The sequence below is a fragment of the Paractinoplanes bogorensis genome (genome assembly GCF_018829635.1).
GTDB classification, from domain to species: Bacteria; Actinomycetota; Actinomycetes; order Mycobacteriales; family Micromonosporaceae; genus Actinoplanes; species Actinoplanes bogorensis.
On record NZ_JAHKKG010000002.1, the window covers coordinates 466,373 to 481,941 of the forward strand.

Consider the following 15,569-nt stretch of genomic DNA (forward strand, 5'->3'; position numbering starts at 1 on the left):
CACGGTAGACCCGCACGCGCGCGAGACGATCGCGACGCGCCGACGTTATGCGACACCGGCTCACAACAAAAGAGTCAGAGGTAGACCTTACGCTGGTAGATCGCGTGCGCCCCGGCGACACGGTCGAGAAAAAGCTTGCCCGCGCAGTGGTCGATCTCGTGTTGCAGGGCCCGCGCCTCGAACGCGTCGGTGGTGACGGTGACCTCTTCGCCGCTGCCGGGCAGGGTCGCCGCGACCACGATCCGGCCTGCCCGCTTCACGTCGCCGGTCAGGTCGGGCACCGACATGCAGCCCTCGCGGCCGGCCTTCCAGCGGCTGGCCTCGATGATTTTCGCGTTGCACAGGACGAAGACGCCGTGGGTGGTCGCGGCCTTGGGGTGGCCGGTCACGTCGACCGCGAAGACCTGGGCGCCGACGCCGACCTGGGGCGCGGCCAGGCCGACGCAGCCGGGCGAGACCTTCATGGTGGCGACCAGGTCGGCGGCCAGCTGCACGACGGCCGGGTCGGCCGGGTCGACCTCGTCGCCGACCGTGCTGAGCACGGTCGAGGGCGCAGTGACGACGGGGAGGACCGAACCCGAAGGGCCGTCCCAGGCGATCACAGGAGCTCCGAGTCGGCGTGCCGCAGCGAGACCTCGACGCCCAGCTCGGCCGCGGCCACGGCGAGCTGCTCCGCGAGCTCCTCGGCGGCGCCGTCGGCCAGGTCGATCTCGGCGATCAGCACGTAGAGGGTGCCGGTCAGACGCGTACTCAAATCGGTGATGTTTCCGCCTGCCGCCGACACCACGCGGGTCACCGCCGACACGATGCCGAGCCGGTCGGCGCCGTGGACGCTGACCACATACGGCTGCCCCTTGTCCGATTTGTCGGACTCAGGGGATACGGAACGCACTTCCCAGACAACGTCCACGAGCCCCGAAAGCGCTTCCCGTGCTTCCACGAGAGAGGGCCCGTTGCAGATCAGGGTCATGGTGAAGTGGCCCCGCAGGCGGGTCATGGTCGAGTCGGTCAGGTTGGCCCCGACGCCGGCCAGCGCCTCGGCCACGTCGGCGACGATGCCGGTCCGGTCCGGACCGATGACTGTGATGGCGAGCTCATGCACCTGCTTACAGTAAGACCTGCCATGACTCTTGCCGATGACGCCATCACGTGGTTCGACCACAATGCCCGCGATCTGCCCTGGCGGCAGCCCGACACCACCGCCTGGGGCGTGCTGGTGAGCGAGGTGATGCTCCAGCAGACCCCGGTCGTACGGGTGGAGCCCGCCTGGCGCTCCTGGATGACCCGCTGGCCCACCCCGGCCGACCTGGCCGCCGACCCGCCGTCCGAGGCGATCCGCATGTGGGGACGGCTCGGCTACCCGCGCCGGGCGATGCGTCTGCACGCCTGCGCGGTGGCCATGGTCGAGCGGCACGGCGGGCAGGTGCCGTCCGATCTCGATCAGTTGCTGGCGCTGCCGGGGGTGGGCACCTATACCGGGCGGGCGGTGGCGACCTTCGCGTACGGGCAACGCCACCCCGTGGTCGACACGAACGTCCGCCGGGTGGTGTCGAGGGCCGTCGAGGGCAAGCCGGACGCCGGGCCCAACACGACCGCGGCCGACCTGGTCGCGATGGCCGAACTGCTGCCTTTCGAGCCGGCGCGTGCGGCCCGGGCGAGCATCGCGTTCATGGAACTCGGCGCGCTCGTCTGCGTGGCCCGCTCACCCCGCTGTCACGAGTGCCCGTTCGAGGCGGTCTGCGCGTGGCGGCTCAACGGGTCGCCCGCGCTCGAGGGGCCCAGTCGCAAGCCGCAGCGGTACGCGGGCACCGATCGCCAGGTGCGCGGGCTGCTGCTCGAGGTGCTGCGGCACGCGACCGCGCCGGTTCCGCGGCAGCGGCTCGACTCGGTGTGGAACGACGACGTGCAGCGGGCCCGGGCGCTCGCCGGACTGATCGAGGACGGGCTGGTCGAGCCGCTGAGCGAGGACGTCTTCGTGCTCGCCGGCGACGGTCCCCGCGTGTCGCCGCAAGCTCTCTGACACCCCTGGCCTTCCCTCGGGCTTGCCTCTATGGTGAACGCTAACATCGACCACTCTCACGTAGACGCACGCTCTTTGCTGCGGCAATGGATCCACCGCCCACGCGGCTAGAAGGCGAGTGTTTGCGCGAACAAGGGAGGAAATCCCTCGTGGCCCGCTTCCGAACCGTCGGCGCTCTGATCGCCCTCCTTGTCGCGGCGGCCCCACCGGCCGCCGTCGCCGCCCCGACACCCGACTACACGATCACGGTGAACTCGTCCGCCAACGGCCCGGCGATCGACGACAAGATGTACGGCGTCTTCTTCGAGGACATCAACTACGCGGCCGACGGCGGCCTCTACGCCGAACTGGTCCGCAACCGCTCCTTCGAGTTCCAGGCCGCCGACAACCGTGCCTACACCGGCCTGACCGGCTGGACCACGACCGGCACCACCGTCAACGACGACTTCCGTTTGAACGAGCGCAACCGCACCTATCTGCAATTGACCGGTCCGGGCAGCGTCACCAACGCCGGCTACAACAGCGGCGTCGCGGTCACGCGGAACGCCGCCTACGACTTCTCGATCTGGGCCCGCTCCGACTCCGCCTCGCCGCTGACGATCTCGCTGACCAGGGCCGACGGCACCGCGCTGGCCACCCCCATCAAGATCAACGTCAAGAGCAACACCTGGTCCCGGTACGCGGGCAGCCTGCGCGCCACCAGCACCAGCGACGCCGGCCGCCTGACGGTGTCGAGCGGCGGCTCGGGCACGCTCCGGCTCGACATGGTGTCGCTGATCCCGCGCGACACCTACAAGGGCCACGGCCTGCGCAAGGACCTGGCCGAGAAGGTCGCCGCCCTGCGCCCCGGCTTCGTCCGCTTCCCCGGCGGGTGCCTGGTCAACACCGGCAGCCACTACGCGTACGACGCCGCCTCGAACTTCCCCCGGGCCCGCTCCTACCAGTGGAAGGACACGGTCGGCCCGGTCGAGACGAGGCCGGCCAACGCCAACTTCTGGGGTTACAACCAGAGCTACGGGCTCGGCTATTACGAGTACTTCCAGTTCAGTGAGGACATCGGCGCCGCCCCGCTGCCGGTCGTGCCGGCCCTGGTCACCGGCTGCGGGCAGAACCGGGCGACGGACGATCCGGCCCTGCTGCAGCGGCACATCCAGGACACGCTCGACCTGATCGAGTTCGCCAACGGCCCGGCCACCTCGACCTGGGGCAAACTGCGGGCGCAGATGGGCCACCCGAAGCCGTTCGGGCTGACCATGGTGGCCGTCGGCAACGAGGAGAACCTGCCCGAGGAGTACTTCGCCAACTTCCTGAAGTTCCGCGACGCGATCAAGGCGAAGTACCCGGCCATCACGGTGATCAGCAACTCCGGGCCGGACGACATGGGCGTCACGTTCGACAACCTGTGGGCCAAGAACCGGGCGGCCGGCACCGACATGGTCGACGAGCACTACTACAACAGCCCGAACTGGTTCCTGCAGAACAACGAGCGCTACGACGCGTACGACCGCAGTGGTCCCAAGGTCTTCCTCGGCGAGTACGCCTCCCAGGACGCGAAGTTCTCCAACTCGCTGGCCGAGGCGGCCTACATGACCGGGCTCGAGCGCAACGCCGACGTGGTCAAGATGGCCTCGTACGCGCCGCTGTTCGCCAACATCGACAACGTGCAGTGGCGGCCCGACCTGATCTGGTTCGACAACGACGAGTCGTGGGGCTCGACCAGCTATCAGATGCAGAAGCTGTTCATGACCAACGTGGGCGACCGGGTCGTGCCGTCCTCGGTGACGGGTGGACGGGTCGTGCAGCCGCAGCCGATCACCGGACGGGTGGGGCTGTCGACGTGGCGTACGGCCGCCCGATACTCCGACTTCCAGGTCACCGCGACGGACGGCACGGTGCTGGTCGACGGGACCTTCGACGGGTGGACACCGGTGGCCGGCCGCGGCAATTGGGCGGTCACCGGCGGGGCGTACGCGCAAACCGACGTCGCGGCCGAGAACACGATGGTCGCGGCGGCCACGAACATCACCGCGACCGACTACGACATCAGCGTCAAGGCCACCAAGACGGCCGGCGACGAGGGCTTCCTGATCCCGTTCGGCATCAAGGATTCGGGCACCTGGTACTGGTGGAACCTCGGCGGCTGGAACAACACCCAGGGCGCGATCGAGAAGGCCACCGGGTCCGCCGCGGCCAAGGAGCAGCTGCTCACCCGGCCCGACACGGTCACCACGGGCCAGACCTACGACCTGCGGATCCAGGTACGCGGCACCAAGGTCACCCTGATCCGCGACGGCGAGGTGTGGGGCTCGTTCGACGACAACGCGGTCACCGAGCCGTTCGCCCAGGTCGTCACCCGCGACGCGCGCGCCGGCGAGTTGATCGTCAAGGTTGTCAACGCCTCGGCCGAACCCGCCCTCACGAAGGTCGACCTCGGCGGACTACGCGTGGCCCCGACCGGACGCATGACCGTCCTCGTGGGCGACCCGGGCGAGCAGAACACCCGGTCGGCCGAGCCGATCCTGCCGGTCACCTCCACTGTGCGCGGGCTCGGCTCGACCTTCACCCGCGAATTCCCGGCCGGCTCGGTCACCTTCCTGCGTTTGGAGATCCGATGAAGAGGCGCACCCTGCTGGCCACCGCGGCCGGCGCGAGTGTCGCGGGGCTGTCCGGGGCCGGTACCGCGAAGGCCGCCGAACCCCGCACCGATGCCGAGATCTACGGCGTGCCGACCGTTCAACCGCTGGTCACGCAGCGGGCCGACCCGTTCATCACGCCGCGTACGGCCGGGATGTACTACTTCACCGGCTCGGTACCCGAATACGACCGGATCGCCCTGCGCGGCGCCTCCACCCTGGCCGGACTGTCCGGCGCGGCCGAGACGGTGATCTGGCGGCGCCCGGCGAGCGGCCCGATGGCCGGGCACATCTGGGCGCCGGAGCTGCACCGGATCGACGGCAAGTGGTACGTCTACTTCGCGGCCGGCGACTCCGACGACGTTTTCCGCATCCGCACCTACGTGCTCGAGTCGCCGTTGGCCGACCCGCTCGACGCGAGTGGCTGGCAGCTCAAGGCGAAGCTGATGACCGAGTGGGACGGGTTCACGCTGGACGCGACGACCTTCGCGCATCGAGGCCGGCGCTACCTGGTGTGGGCGCAGAGCGAGCCCGAGATCGCGGTCAACACCAGCCTCTACATCGCCCGGATGGGCACCCCGTGGTCACTGGCCACCAAGCCGACCCGGATCACCACGCCGACCCGCGACTGGGAGATCCAGGGGTTCCGGGTCAACGAGGGGCCGGCCGTGCTGATCCGTAACGGGCGGGTGTTCCTGACCTTCTCGGCCAGCGCGACCGACGCCCGCTACGCCATGGGCCTGCTCACCGCGGACACATCCGCCGACCTGCTGCGCCGGGAGTCGTGGGTGAAGACGCCCGACCCGATCTTCGTGACGTCGGCCGCGACCGCCCGCTACGGACCGGGGCACAACTCGTTCACGGTGGCCGAGGACGGGCGTACGGACGTGCTGGTCTACCACGCCCGCGACTACCGCGACATCACCGGCGATCCGCTCTACGACCCGAACCGGCACGCGCGGGTCCAGCGGCTCTACTGGCATCCGGACGGGACGCCGCTCTTCGGCATCCCGGTGGGCGACGGCGGCCCGATCGTGCGCCTTTCCCCCACCGACAAACCCGATTATTTCGTACGCCACCAGGACGGCTCGCTCGTGGTGCAACACACGCCGCACGACCTGGCGGCCACCCAGTTCCGCTTCGAGGCCCGGCCCGACGGCACCGAGGTGCTGCGCTCGGTCGACCACCCCGACCAGTTCGTGGGGGCCGGGCTACGGCTGGACACAACCCCTTTGCCCGTACGCCGTGAGACCGCTCGGACCGGCATCAAACTGCGCACGGAAGGCGGCTACCTGCGGGTCAGCGGCTCGACCGTCTCGATCGGCTCCACCGGGACCGTCTTCCGCCTGAGCTGACTTCGTCCACCGAACGACGCCCGCCGCCGTCGCCCCCACCGCGCGGCGGGTAACCGAAAAGGGAACGGCCCGGCTGCTCAGCAGCCGGGCCGTTCTCAGTGCATTTAGCGGCTTACTCCTCGGAGGCGGTCGCCCCGAGGTCGGCCGGAACCGCGTCCGGCACCGCGACCCCACGGTCAGCACCCGTGAAGGTCAGCTTGGACTTCTCGACCTGGTCGGGGTCGCCCTCGCAGTCCACCACGACGATCTGGCCGGGGCGCAGCTCGTTGAAGAGGATCTGCTCGGACAGGGTGTCTTCCAGGTCGCGCTGGATCGTGCGACGCAGCGGCCGCGCGCCCAGCACCGGGTCGAACCCCTTCTTGGCCAGGTACTTCTTGGCGTTGTCGGTCAGCTCGAGACCCATGTCCTTGTTCTTGAGCTGGCCCTCGATGCGCGACGTGAAGATGTCGACGATCTGCAGGATCTCTTCCTGGCGGAGCTGGTGGAAGACGATCGTGTCGTCGATGCGGTTGAGGAACTCCGGGCGGAAGTGCTGCTTCAGCTCGTCGTTGACCTTGACCTTCATCCGGTCGTAGTTGCTCTCGACGTCTTCCGAGGCCTGGAAGCCCAGGGAGACCGCCTTGGCCACGTCGCGGGTGCCGAGGTTGGTGGTCAGGATGATGACCGTGTTCTTGAAGTCCACGATCCGGCCCTGGCCGTCGGTCAGGCGACCGTCCTCCAGGATCTGGAGCAGGGTGTTGAAGACGTCCGGGTGGGCCTTCTCGATCTCGTCGAAGAGGACCACGGAGAACGGCTTGCGACGCACCTTCTCGGTCAGCTGGCCACCCTCGTCGTAACCGACGTAGCCGGGAGGGGCACCGACGAGGCGGGACACCGTGTAGCGGTCGTGGAACTCGGACATGTCGAGCTGGATCAGCGCGTCTTCCGAGCCGAAGAGGAACTCGGCCAGCGCCTTGCTGAGCTCGGTCTTACCGACACCGGACGGGCCGGCGAAGATGAACGAGCCGCTCGGGCGCTTCGGGTCCTTCAGACCGGCCCGCGTGCGCCGGATCGCCTTGGAGACGGCCTTGACCGCGTCTTCCTGGCCGATGACCCGCTTGTGCAGCTCATCTTCCATGCGGAGCAGACGGGACGTCTCTTCCTCGGTGAGCTTGTAGACCGGGATGCCGGTCCAGTTGCCCAGGACCTCGGCGATCTGCTCGTCGTCGACCTCGGACACGACGTCGAGGTCGCCGGCCTTCCACTCCTTCTCCCGCTGCGCCTTCTGGCCCAGCAGCTGCTTCTCCTTGTCGCGCAGCTGCGCGGCCCGCTCGAAGTCCTGCGCGTCGATCGCGGACTCCTTGTCGCGGCGCACCTGGGCGATGCGCTCGTCGAAGTCGCGGAGGTCCGGCGGCGCGGTCATCCGGCGGATGCGCATCCGGGCGCCGGCCTCGTCGATCAGGTCGATCGCCTTGTCGGGCAGGAAGCGGTCGGAGATGTAGCGGTCGGCCAGCGTCGCCGCCGCCACCAGCGCGGCGTCGGTGATGCTGATCCGGTGGTGGGCCTCGTAGCGGTCACGCAGACCCTTGAGGATCTCGATGGTGTGCGCCAGCGACGGCTCGCCGACCTGGATGGGCTGGAAGCGGCGCTCGAGAGCGGCGTCCTTCTCCAGGTGCTTGCGGTATTCGTCGAGGGTGGTGGCACCGATGGTCTGCAGCTCGCCACGGGCCAGCATCGGCTTGAGGATGCTCGCGGCGTCGATCGCGCCCTCGGCGGCACCCGCACCCACCAGGGTGTGGATCTCGTCGATGAACAGGATGATGTCGCCCCGGGTGCGGATCTCCTTGAGCACCTTCTTGAGGCGCTCCTCGAAGTCACCGCGGTAACGGGAACCGGCGACCAGCGCACCGAGGTCGAGCGTGTAGAGCTGCTTGTCCTTGAGCGTCTCGGGCACCTCGCCCTTGACGATCGACTGGGACAGACCCTCGACGACCGCGGTCTTGCCGACGCCGGGCTCGCCGATGAGCACCGGGTTGTTCTTGGTGCGGCGGGACAGCACCTGCATGACCCGCTCGATTTCCTTCTCGCGCCCGATGACCGGGTCGAGCTTGCCCTCGCGGGCGGCCTGGGTCAGGTTGCGTCCGAACTGGTCGAGGACCAGGGACGTCGACGGCGCGGCCTCGCCCGCCGCCGCTCCGGCCGCGGCCGGCTCCTTGCCCTGGTAGCCCGAGAGCAGCTGGATGACCTGCTGGCGCACCCGGTTGAGATCGGCGCCCAGCTTCACCAGGACCTGGGCGGCGACGCCCTCGCCCTCGCGGATCAGGCCGAGCAGGATGTGCTCGGTGCCGATGTAGTTGTGGCCGAGCTGCAGCGCCTCGCGCAGCGACAGCTCGAGAACCTTCTTGGCGCGGGGCGTGAACGGGATGTGCCCGCTCGGCGCCTGCTGACCCTGGCCGATGATTTCCTCGACCTGCTGCCGCACTCCCTCGAGAGAGATGCCCAGGCTCTCCAGAGCCTTGGCGGCGACGCCCTCACCCTCATGGATCAGGCCGAGCAGAATGTGCTCGGTCCCGATGTAGTTGTGGTTGAGCATCCGGGCCTCTTCTTGGGCCAGGACGACAACCCGTCGCGCTCGGTCGGTGAACCGCTCGAACATGCCCTCGTGCTCCTCACGTGCCGTGCGCCAATAGTCTGGCGGGGCCAGCGCACGGGCATCGGTGATACCCGTACTCGTAACTCTATCGCCGCCGGGTGGTCTTGCTGGGTCCTCGCGGCCCCTTGAAACCTTCCGCAACGTTGATTTAGCCAACTTCGCACGCTCAGAGCCTGTTCCCCCAGCCGAACGGCTACGCGGACAGCGAAATCGCGAACCCGGCGTCCACAGCCTGTGGACAACGTTGTCCCCACCTGTGGATAACCCTACGGTGGCAACCCGAAGCTCCACCGAAAAAGCAGGGGACTGTGTCATAGCGTCGCTTCGCGCCGCGGGCGGGCGCCTTGTAACCGACGAGGGGACGCGCTGCTACATGGCGTCGCTTCGCTCCGCAGGCGTTCGCCTTGTAACCGACGAGAGGGCGCGCCGGTCGCAGCGACTGCAAACCCCGCAGTCGTTGCGACCGGTGCGCCCTCTCGTCGGCGGCGACCGCAGTATGTCCTGTTCGGGTCAGTTGCGACCCGGTCCCTTCGCGTGGAACTCGTCCACGATCTCCTGCGGGATCCGGCCCCGGTCGGAGATGTCCTTGCCGGCCTTCTTGGCCCACTCCCGGATCGCCTTGTTCTGCTCCCGATCGGCGGTCGCGCCGCCCCGGCCGCGAGCGGCCCGGCCGCCCACGACGACGCCGCCCCGAGCGACCTTGGAACCGGCCACCACATAGGGGTCGAAGAGCTCCCGCAATTTGGTGGCGTTGGACTCCGAGAGATCGATCTCGTACTGAATCCCGTCGAGGGCGAACTTCACCGTCTCGTCGGCGTCGCCCCCGTCGATGTCATCGACCAACTTGTGAATGATCTGCTTGGCCACGCGGCGTAATCCTCCCGAACACAGGTTCTCCCCACAGCAACGCACAGACAATAACGCCAAGGCGCAGTCGTCCGTCAATGGCGGTCGGAACATTTCCGGGTTTTGAATGCTCTACTGTTGTTCTTCCGCCATACCGGCCCCGAACTTACCCGCCCGCGCCTTACCGGGAGTGACTTTCCGGCGCCGACTTACTCCGGCCGGACGAGCGGGAAGAGGATCGTTTCCCGAATGCCGAGGCCGGTGAGCGCCATCAAGAGCCGGTCGATTCCCATTCCCATGCCACCGCTCGGCGGCATTCCGTACTCCATGGCCCGCAGGAAATCCTCGTCCAGCTGCATCGCCTCGGCATCGCCGCCGGCCGCCAGCAACGACTGGGCCAGCAGCCGGTCGCGCTGGACCACCGGGTCGACCAGCTCGGAATAGGCGGTGGCCAGCTCGAAGCCCCGCACGTAGAGATCCCACTTCTCGGTGAGCCCGGCCGTTTCGCGGTGGGCCCGGGTCAGCGGGGCCGTCTCTTCGGGATAATCCCGTACAAAAGTCGGCTCCTGGAGGGTGTGCTGGACCAGGTGCTCGAAGAGTTCCTCGACGAGCTTGCCCGGACCCCACTTCGGATCGACGGAAAGGTCGTGCTTTTCGGCATAACGCGTCAGTTGCGAGATATCGGTGGACGGCGTCACTTCTTCGCCGAGCGCGTCGGAGAGCGATCCATAGAGCGTGACCGTCGCCCACTCGCCGCCGAGATCCAACTCGGTGCCGTCGAAGTGCGTCACCACGTGTGATCCGGTGACTGCGAAGGCGGCTTCCTGAATCCACTCACGGGTCTGCTGTTGCATGACGTTGTAGTCCGCATACGCCTGGTAGGCCTCGAGCATCGCGAACTCCGGCGAGTGCGTCGAGTCCATACCCTCATTGCGGAAGTTGCGGTTGATCTCGAAGACGCGGTCGATGCCACCGACGACGGCGCGCTTCAAAAACAGCTCGGGCGCGATTCGCAGATAGAGATCGGTATCGAGAGCGTTGCTGTGCGTCACAAACGGCCGGGCGGTCGCGCCACCGTGCAGCAACTGCAACATTGGCGTTTCCACCTCGAGATAATCGCGGCGGAACAACGATTCCCGAAGACTGCGCACCACCGTGGCCCGGGTGCGAACGGTGTCGCGGGCCTGCGGGCGGACGATCAGATCGACGTATCGCTGACGCACCCGCGTCTCTTCGGAAAGCGGCTTGTGCGCCACCGGAAGCGGCCGCAGGGCCTTGGCGCTCATCGCCCACGAATCGGCCAGCACGGACAGCTCGCCGCGCCGGCTGGTGATCACCTCACCGGTGATCGAGACGATGTCGCCCAGGTCGACGAGCTGCTTCCAGTCGGTCAGCCGGGCCTCGCCGACCTTGTCGAGCGAGAGCATGGCCTGCAGCTCGGTGCCGTCGCCGTCGCGCAGGGTGGCGAAGCACAGCTTGCCGCCGTTGCGGATGAAGATGATCCGGCCGGTGATCGACGCCGTGTCGCCCGACGCCGTGTCGATGGCGAGCTCGGCGTACTGCTCGCGGACCTGCTTCAGCGTCACCGTCCGGGGGACGGTCACCGGATAGGGGGACACCCCTTCGGCGAGCATCCGGTCCCGCTTCGACCGGCGGACCCGCATCTGCTCGGGAAGGTCCTCGGCGGGATCAGGGGCGGGCACATTCTGCTCGGTCACGTCACGACTCTCTGTACAGATGGATAGGGCCGCTAAAGCCTACTCAGCAGCCCGGGTGACGTTCCGCTCATATACCATCCGCAGCCCGATCAGCGTGATCATCGGCTCGTGCGCGGTGATCGTGCGGCACTCGTCCTTGACCAGCCAGGCCAGTCCACCGGTGGCGATGACCGCCTTGACCGGGCCGATCTCGTCGATCATGCGCGAGACGATGCCGTCGACCTGGCCGGCGAACCCGAAGTACATGCCCGACTGCAGGCACTCCACCGTGTTCTTGCCGATCACCGACTTGGGCTTGGCCGGCTCGACCTTGCGCAGCTGGGCCGCACGGGCGGCCAGCGCGTCGAACGAGATCTCGATGCCGGGCGCGAAGGCGCCGCCCAGGAACTCGCCCTTCTCGCTGATCACGTCGAAGTTGGTGGTGGTGCCGAAGTCGACCACGATCGACGGACCGCCGTAGAGGGCGTGCGCGGCCAGGGTGTTGACCACCCGGTCGGCCCCGACCTCCTTGGGGTTGTCGATGGCCAGCTGCACGCCGGTCTTGACCCCCGGTTCGACGACCACGTTGGGCAGGTCGCCGTAGTAGCGCGCCAGCATCGTGCGCAGGCTCCGCAGGGCGGCCGGCACGGTCGAGCAGGCCGCCACGCCGGTGATCTCCACCGCGTCGCCGGCCAGCAGGCCGCGGAACATCAGCCCGAGCTCGTCCGCCGTGGACCGGGCGTCGGTCTTGATCCGCCAGTTGTGCACGAGCTTGTCGCCGTCGAAGGTCGCCAGCACCGTGTTCGTGTTGCCGATGTCGATGCAGAGCAGCACGGGTAACCCTTCTTCGGGCCCCGGCGATCAGCGGGGGCGCAGGTCCATGGCTATGTCGAGAATGGGGGACGAGTGGGTCAGACCGCCGACCGACAGGTAGTCGACGCCGGTCGCGGCGTAATCCGAGACTGTCTCCAAGCGTAGGTTGCCCGTCGCCTCGAGCTCGGCCCGGTCACCCACCTCGGCCACGATCTCGCGCAGCTGGTCGGGTGTCATGTTGTCGCACAGCAGGAAGGTCGCGCCCGCCTCGACCGCCTCGACCGCCTCGGCCTTGGTCTCGACCTCGACCTGCACCGGGATCTCGGGGAACTTCTCGCGCACCAGCCGGAAGGCGGCCGTGATGCTGCCCGCGGCCAGCTTGTGGTTGTCCTTGATCATGGCGACGTCGTAGAGGCCCATGCGCTTGTTGGTGCCGCCACCTACCCGTACGGCATATTTCTCGAGGTAGCGCAGGCCGGGCGTGGTCTTGCGAGTGTCCAGCACGGTGGCCTTGGTGCCGGCCAGGGCGTCGGCCCAGCGCCGGGTGTGGGTGGCCACTCCGGACATCCGGCTGATCAGGTTGAGCGCCGTGCGCTCGCCGGTCAGCAGCGCCCGGGTCGGGCCGGTGATCACGGCCAGCACGTCGCCGCGCTTGACCCGGTCGCCCTCGCCCACACTCTGCTCGAAACTGGCCTGATGGCCCGACGTGTCGTTGAAGACGATCGCGGCCACCGGCAGCCCGGCCACCACGCCGTCGGCCCGCGCGACCAGCTCGGCCGTGTCGACCTGGTCGGCCGGGATAGTCGCCTCGCTGGTCACGTCGTGCGCCGGAGAGCCGAGGTCCTCGGCCAGCGCGGTGCGGACGATCAGTTCCACCTCGGCGACGTCGAGCTCGTTCATGGTTCCCCCTGTGTGATCAGGCCATCTCTTCGAAGGACTGGTGCAGCCGGGCCCGGTCGAGCGTGTGCAGCAGGTGACCGCGCCACTCGTCCTCGGCGACCGGGAAGTCTTCACGCCAGTGACAGCCGCGGGTCTCACGGCGGGTGCGCGCCGCCGCCACCAGCACAGTTGCGACCGTGAGCAGGTTGGTCGCCTCCCACGCGGCATTTCGGGGGGTGTCGCGCTGCTCGGCCAGACGGGCCAGCTCCTTGGCCGTGGCGTCGAGCGAGTCGGCCGAGCGCAGCACGCCCGCCCCGCGGGTCATCGAGCGCTGCAGCTCGGCGCGGACATCCGGCGGAACGACCCAGCCCGGGCCGGCCGTGTCGGGGGCCGGTTCGGCCTGCGGGGGCAGCTCACGGGCGATGTCGTCGGCGATGCGCTTGGCGAAGACCAGACCCTCGAGCAGTGAGTTGCTGGCCAGCCGGTTGGCCCCGTGCACACCGGTGCAGGCGACCTCACCACACGCGTACAGGCCGGGAATGCTTGTCCGCCCTTGAAGGTCGGTGCGGACGCCCCCGGAGGCGTAATGGGCGGCGGGGGCGACCGGGATCAGCTCGGTCGCCGGGTCGACGCCGGCCGCGCGGGTGGAGGCGACGATGGTCGGGAAGCGCTGCTCGAGGAACTCGCGGCCCAGGTGGCGGGCGTCGAGATAGACGTGGTCGGCGCCGGTGGCCCGCAGCACCCGGTGGATGCCCTTGGCCACCACGTCGCGCGGGGCCAGCTCGGCCAGTTCGTGCTGACCGACCATGAAACGCTTGCCGGTCTCGTCGACCAGGTGAGCGCCCTCGCCGCGCAACGCCTCGGAGATCAGCGGCCGCTGCACCGAGTTGACCGTCGACGTGACGAACGAGGTGGGGTGGAACTGCACGAACTCGACGTCGGTGACCACCGCGCCGGCCCGCAGCGCCAGGGCTACGCCGTCGCCGGTCGAGACCGACGGGTTGGTGGTCGAGGCGTAGATCTGGCCCATCCCGCCGGTGGCCAGCACGACCGCCCGGGCCAGGATCGCGCCGACGCCGTCCTCGCTGCCCTCACCCAGCACGTGCAGGGTGATGCCGCAGGCCCGGCCGTCGGGGGCGCGCAGCAGGTCGAGGACGAGCGCGTGCTCGACCAGCCGGATCCACGGGTCGCGGTGGACCGCCTCGTGCAGGGCCCGCTGCACCTCGGCGCCGGTCGCGTCGCCACCCGCGTGGATGATGCGGTCGGCGCGGTGGCCGCCCTCGCGGGTCAGCATCAGCGAACCGTCGGAGTTGCGGTCGAACGAAGCCCCGAGACGGATCAGTTCCCGTACGCGCGCAGGCCCCTCCTCGACCAGCACGCGCACCGCCTCGGGATCGCACAACCCGACGCCGGCGATCTCGGTGTCGTTGGCGTGCGCGGCCGGGGTGTCGAGCGGGTCGAGCACCGCGGCGATGCCGCCCTGGGCCCACCGGGTCGAGCCGTCGTCGATATTGACCTTGGTGACCACGGTGACGTGCAGGCCCTGCTCGCGCAGGTGCAGCGCGGCGGTCAACCCGGCCACGCCGGAGCCCACGACGAGCACATCGGTGGTCTCGTTCCAGCCCGGCTCGGCGGCGGCGAGCCGGCGGGGCAGCTCCGGAAGGTCGGCGACATCCATCCGCTCAGTAGATACCGCGGGTACGACACTCCGCGGGCGGGGTGGGACATTCGTGGTCACCGTTACTTGTACTGCACCGGGAGGCTCTTGATGCCCTTGCCCTTGAGCGACGACGTCAGCTCCACCCCGTCCAGCCACATGTAGCAGCGCACACCCCGATCGCCCTGCGCCCAGACGTCGGCGCCGCCCGGGAGCGAGACCACGCCCGTACGGTATTGCAGGTCGGCGTCCTTGGGCACGCCGACGTAGTCCGCGATCAGCGCCCGGCACCCGTCGTGGAACTTGGCCCAGGTGGCGTCGTTCTTCGGATAGTCGAGATCCTCGGCGTACCAGACGCCGACGAACTCGCCGTTGTGCTTGGCCGTGCAGTTGACCGCGGGCATGGTGGCGATCGCGCCGTTGCCGTCGAGCTGGATGGCGTAACAGGTGAGCATGACGTCCGAGCTGCCGCCGGCCAGCGTGTCGCGCAGGCTGCCCGAGCGCTGCACGAGCACGCCGTCGTCCTCGACCGAGTTGAGTTCGAGCACCTCGCAGCGGTACCACCGGGCGCCGCCGCTCCAGGCCGCCTCGGTGGGGTGGGTGACGCCGATCCACAGCCGCGCGTTGCGCCACGGGCCGCCGACGAAGGTGGTCGTCTTCTGGTCGCAGACCGAATAGGCGGCGCGGGCACCGGCCGAGCCGTCGATCGGTGGCACGTCGGCGTCGGCCGCGGGCGACTCGTAGGTGCCGACGAAGACGGTCTCGGTGCGGTGCTTGGCCGAGCAGTCGACCTCGTCGTACGTGCCGCGCGGGCCGATCGGGTTGAAGTTCGCGTTGTGACAGGCGCCGACATTGGGTTCGAAACCGGTCGCGGGCTCCATCGCGGCCCACCCGTTGGTCAGGTCGCCGTCCACGCCGCCGGGTTTGCCGCAGCCCGAGACGAGCAGCACCATGCCCAGGACGGTGACGATTCCCGCCCTGATGCCCGACTTACCCGCATGCCTGAGATGTCCGATTTCGCGATCATATGAGGAACC

12 protein-coding genes are annotated in these 15,569 nt (G+C 68.8%); 3 read left to right on the plus strand and 9 right to left on the minus strand.

The genetic code is table 11. From position 1 onward, the window contains the following. Positions 1–74: 74 nt before the first annotated feature. Positions 75–602 carry a peptide deformylase gene (gene def, locus KOI35_RS06995; RefSeq protein WP_215785209.1) on the minus strand — a complete coding sequence of 176 codons (528 nt, stop codon included), beginning with the start codon at positions 600–602 and terminating at the stop codon, positions 75–77. Further along, positions 599–1,102, minus strand: a complete 504-nt coding sequence (locus tag KOI35_RS07000) for a glycine cleavage system transcriptional repressor (RefSeq protein WP_215785210.1) — start codon at positions 1,100–1,102, stop codon at positions 599–601. The genes def and KOI35_RS07000 overlap by 4 nt, the downstream gene beginning before the upstream one ends. 21 nt (positions 1,103–1,123) lie before the next feature. On the opposite strand from KOI35_RS07000, the gene KOI35_RS07005 reads away from it, so the two are divergent. The 3 genes from KOI35_RS07005 (at position 1,124) to KOI35_RS07015 (ending at position 6,008) form a co-directional block, all read left to right on the plus strand. Beyond that, complete coding sequence (locus tag KOI35_RS07005) at positions 1,124–2,020, plus strand: iron-sulfur binding domain-containing protein (RefSeq protein ID WP_215785211.1); 897 nt, start codon at positions 1,124–1,126, stop codon at positions 2,018–2,020. 149 nt (positions 2,021–2,169) lie between these two features. Beyond that, positions 2,170–4,635, plus strand: coding sequence for an alpha-L-arabinofuranosidase family protein (locus tag KOI35_RS07010; RefSeq protein ID WP_308120828.1), 2,466 nt, complete (start codon positions 2,170–2,172; stop codon positions 4,633–4,635). After that, positions 4,632–6,008: a glycoside hydrolase family 43 protein gene (locus KOI35_RS07015; RefSeq protein WP_215785213.1), complete on the plus strand. Its 1,377-nt coding sequence runs from the start codon at positions 4,632–4,634 to the stop codon at positions 6,006–6,008. Before KOI35_RS07010 ends, KOI35_RS07015 begins: the two co-directional genes overlap by 4 nt. Before the next feature lie 112 nt (positions 6,009–6,120). On the opposite strand, the gene KOI35_RS07020 is transcribed toward KOI35_RS07015, so the two are convergent. From KOI35_RS07020 to KOI35_RS07050, 7 genes are all read right to left on the minus strand, one after another. Beyond that, positions 6,121–8,643: an ATP-dependent Clp protease ATP-binding subunit gene (locus KOI35_RS07020; protein ID WP_215785214.1), complete on the minus strand. Its 2,523-nt coding sequence runs from the start codon at positions 8,641–8,643 to the stop codon at positions 6,121–6,123. Between the two features lie 507 nt (positions 8,644–9,150). Then, the gene (locus tag KOI35_RS07025; RefSeq protein ID WP_215785215.1) at positions 9,151–9,507 is read right to left on the minus strand and encodes a histone-like nucleoid-structuring protein Lsr2; all 357 of its coding nucleotides are present in this window, start codon (positions 9,505–9,507) and stop codon (positions 9,151–9,153) included. A gap of 188 nt (positions 9,508–9,695) precedes the next feature. Next, positions 9,696–11,204: a lysine--tRNA ligase gene (gene lysS, locus KOI35_RS07030; RefSeq protein WP_215785216.1), complete on the minus strand. Its 1,509-nt coding sequence runs from the start codon at positions 11,202–11,204 to the stop codon at positions 9,696–9,698. Between the two features lie 39 nt (positions 11,205–11,243). Continuing rightward, positions 11,244–12,017 (minus strand): type III pantothenate kinase, encoded by a 774-nt coding sequence (locus KOI35_RS07035; RefSeq protein WP_215785217.1) that lies wholly within the window; start codon positions 12,015–12,017, stop codon positions 11,244–11,246. A 27-nt stretch (positions 12,018–12,044) separates the two neighbouring features. Beyond that, complete coding sequence (nadC, locus tag KOI35_RS07040) at positions 12,045–12,896, minus strand: carboxylating nicotinate-nucleotide diphosphorylase (RefSeq protein ID WP_215785218.1); 852 nt, start codon at positions 12,894–12,896, stop codon at positions 12,045–12,047. A 16-nt stretch (positions 12,897–12,912) separates the two neighbouring features. Continuing rightward, positions 12,913–14,553, minus strand: coding sequence for an L-aspartate oxidase (locus tag KOI35_RS07045; RefSeq protein ID WP_215785219.1), 1,641 nt, complete (start codon positions 14,551–14,553; stop codon positions 12,913–12,915). A gap of 62 nt (positions 14,554–14,615) precedes the next feature. Beyond that, positions 14,616–15,485: a septum formation family protein gene (locus KOI35_RS07050; protein WP_215785220.1), complete on the minus strand. Its 870-nt coding sequence runs from the start codon at positions 15,483–15,485 to the stop codon at positions 14,616–14,618. Positions 15,486–15,569 lie beyond the last annotated feature (84 nt).

Coding starts and splice junctions, on each gene's coding strand:
- KOI35_RS07045 (WP_215785219.1), bottom strand. CDS start 14,553: ATGGATGTCGCCGACCTTCCGGAGCTGCCCCGCCGGCTCGCCGCCGCC.
- KOI35_RS07020 (WP_215785214.1), bottom strand. CDS start 8,643: ATGTTCGAGCGGTTCACCGACCGAGCGCGACGGGTTGTCGTCCTGGCC.
- KOI35_RS07005 (WP_215785211.1), top strand. CDS start 1,124: ATGACTCTTGCCGATGACGCCATCACGTGGTTCGACCACAATGCCCGC.
- KOI35_RS07050 (WP_215785220.1), bottom strand. CDS start 15,485: ATGGTGCTGCTCGTCTCGGGCTGCGGCAAACCCGGCGGCGTGGACGGC.
- KOI35_RS07015 (WP_215785213.1), top strand. CDS start 4,632: ATGAAGAGGCGCACCCTGCTGGCCACCGCGGCCGGCGCGAGTGTCGCG.
- nadC (WP_215785218.1), bottom strand. CDS start 12,896: ATGAACGAGCTCGACGTCGCCGAGGTGGAACTGATCGTCCGCACCGCG.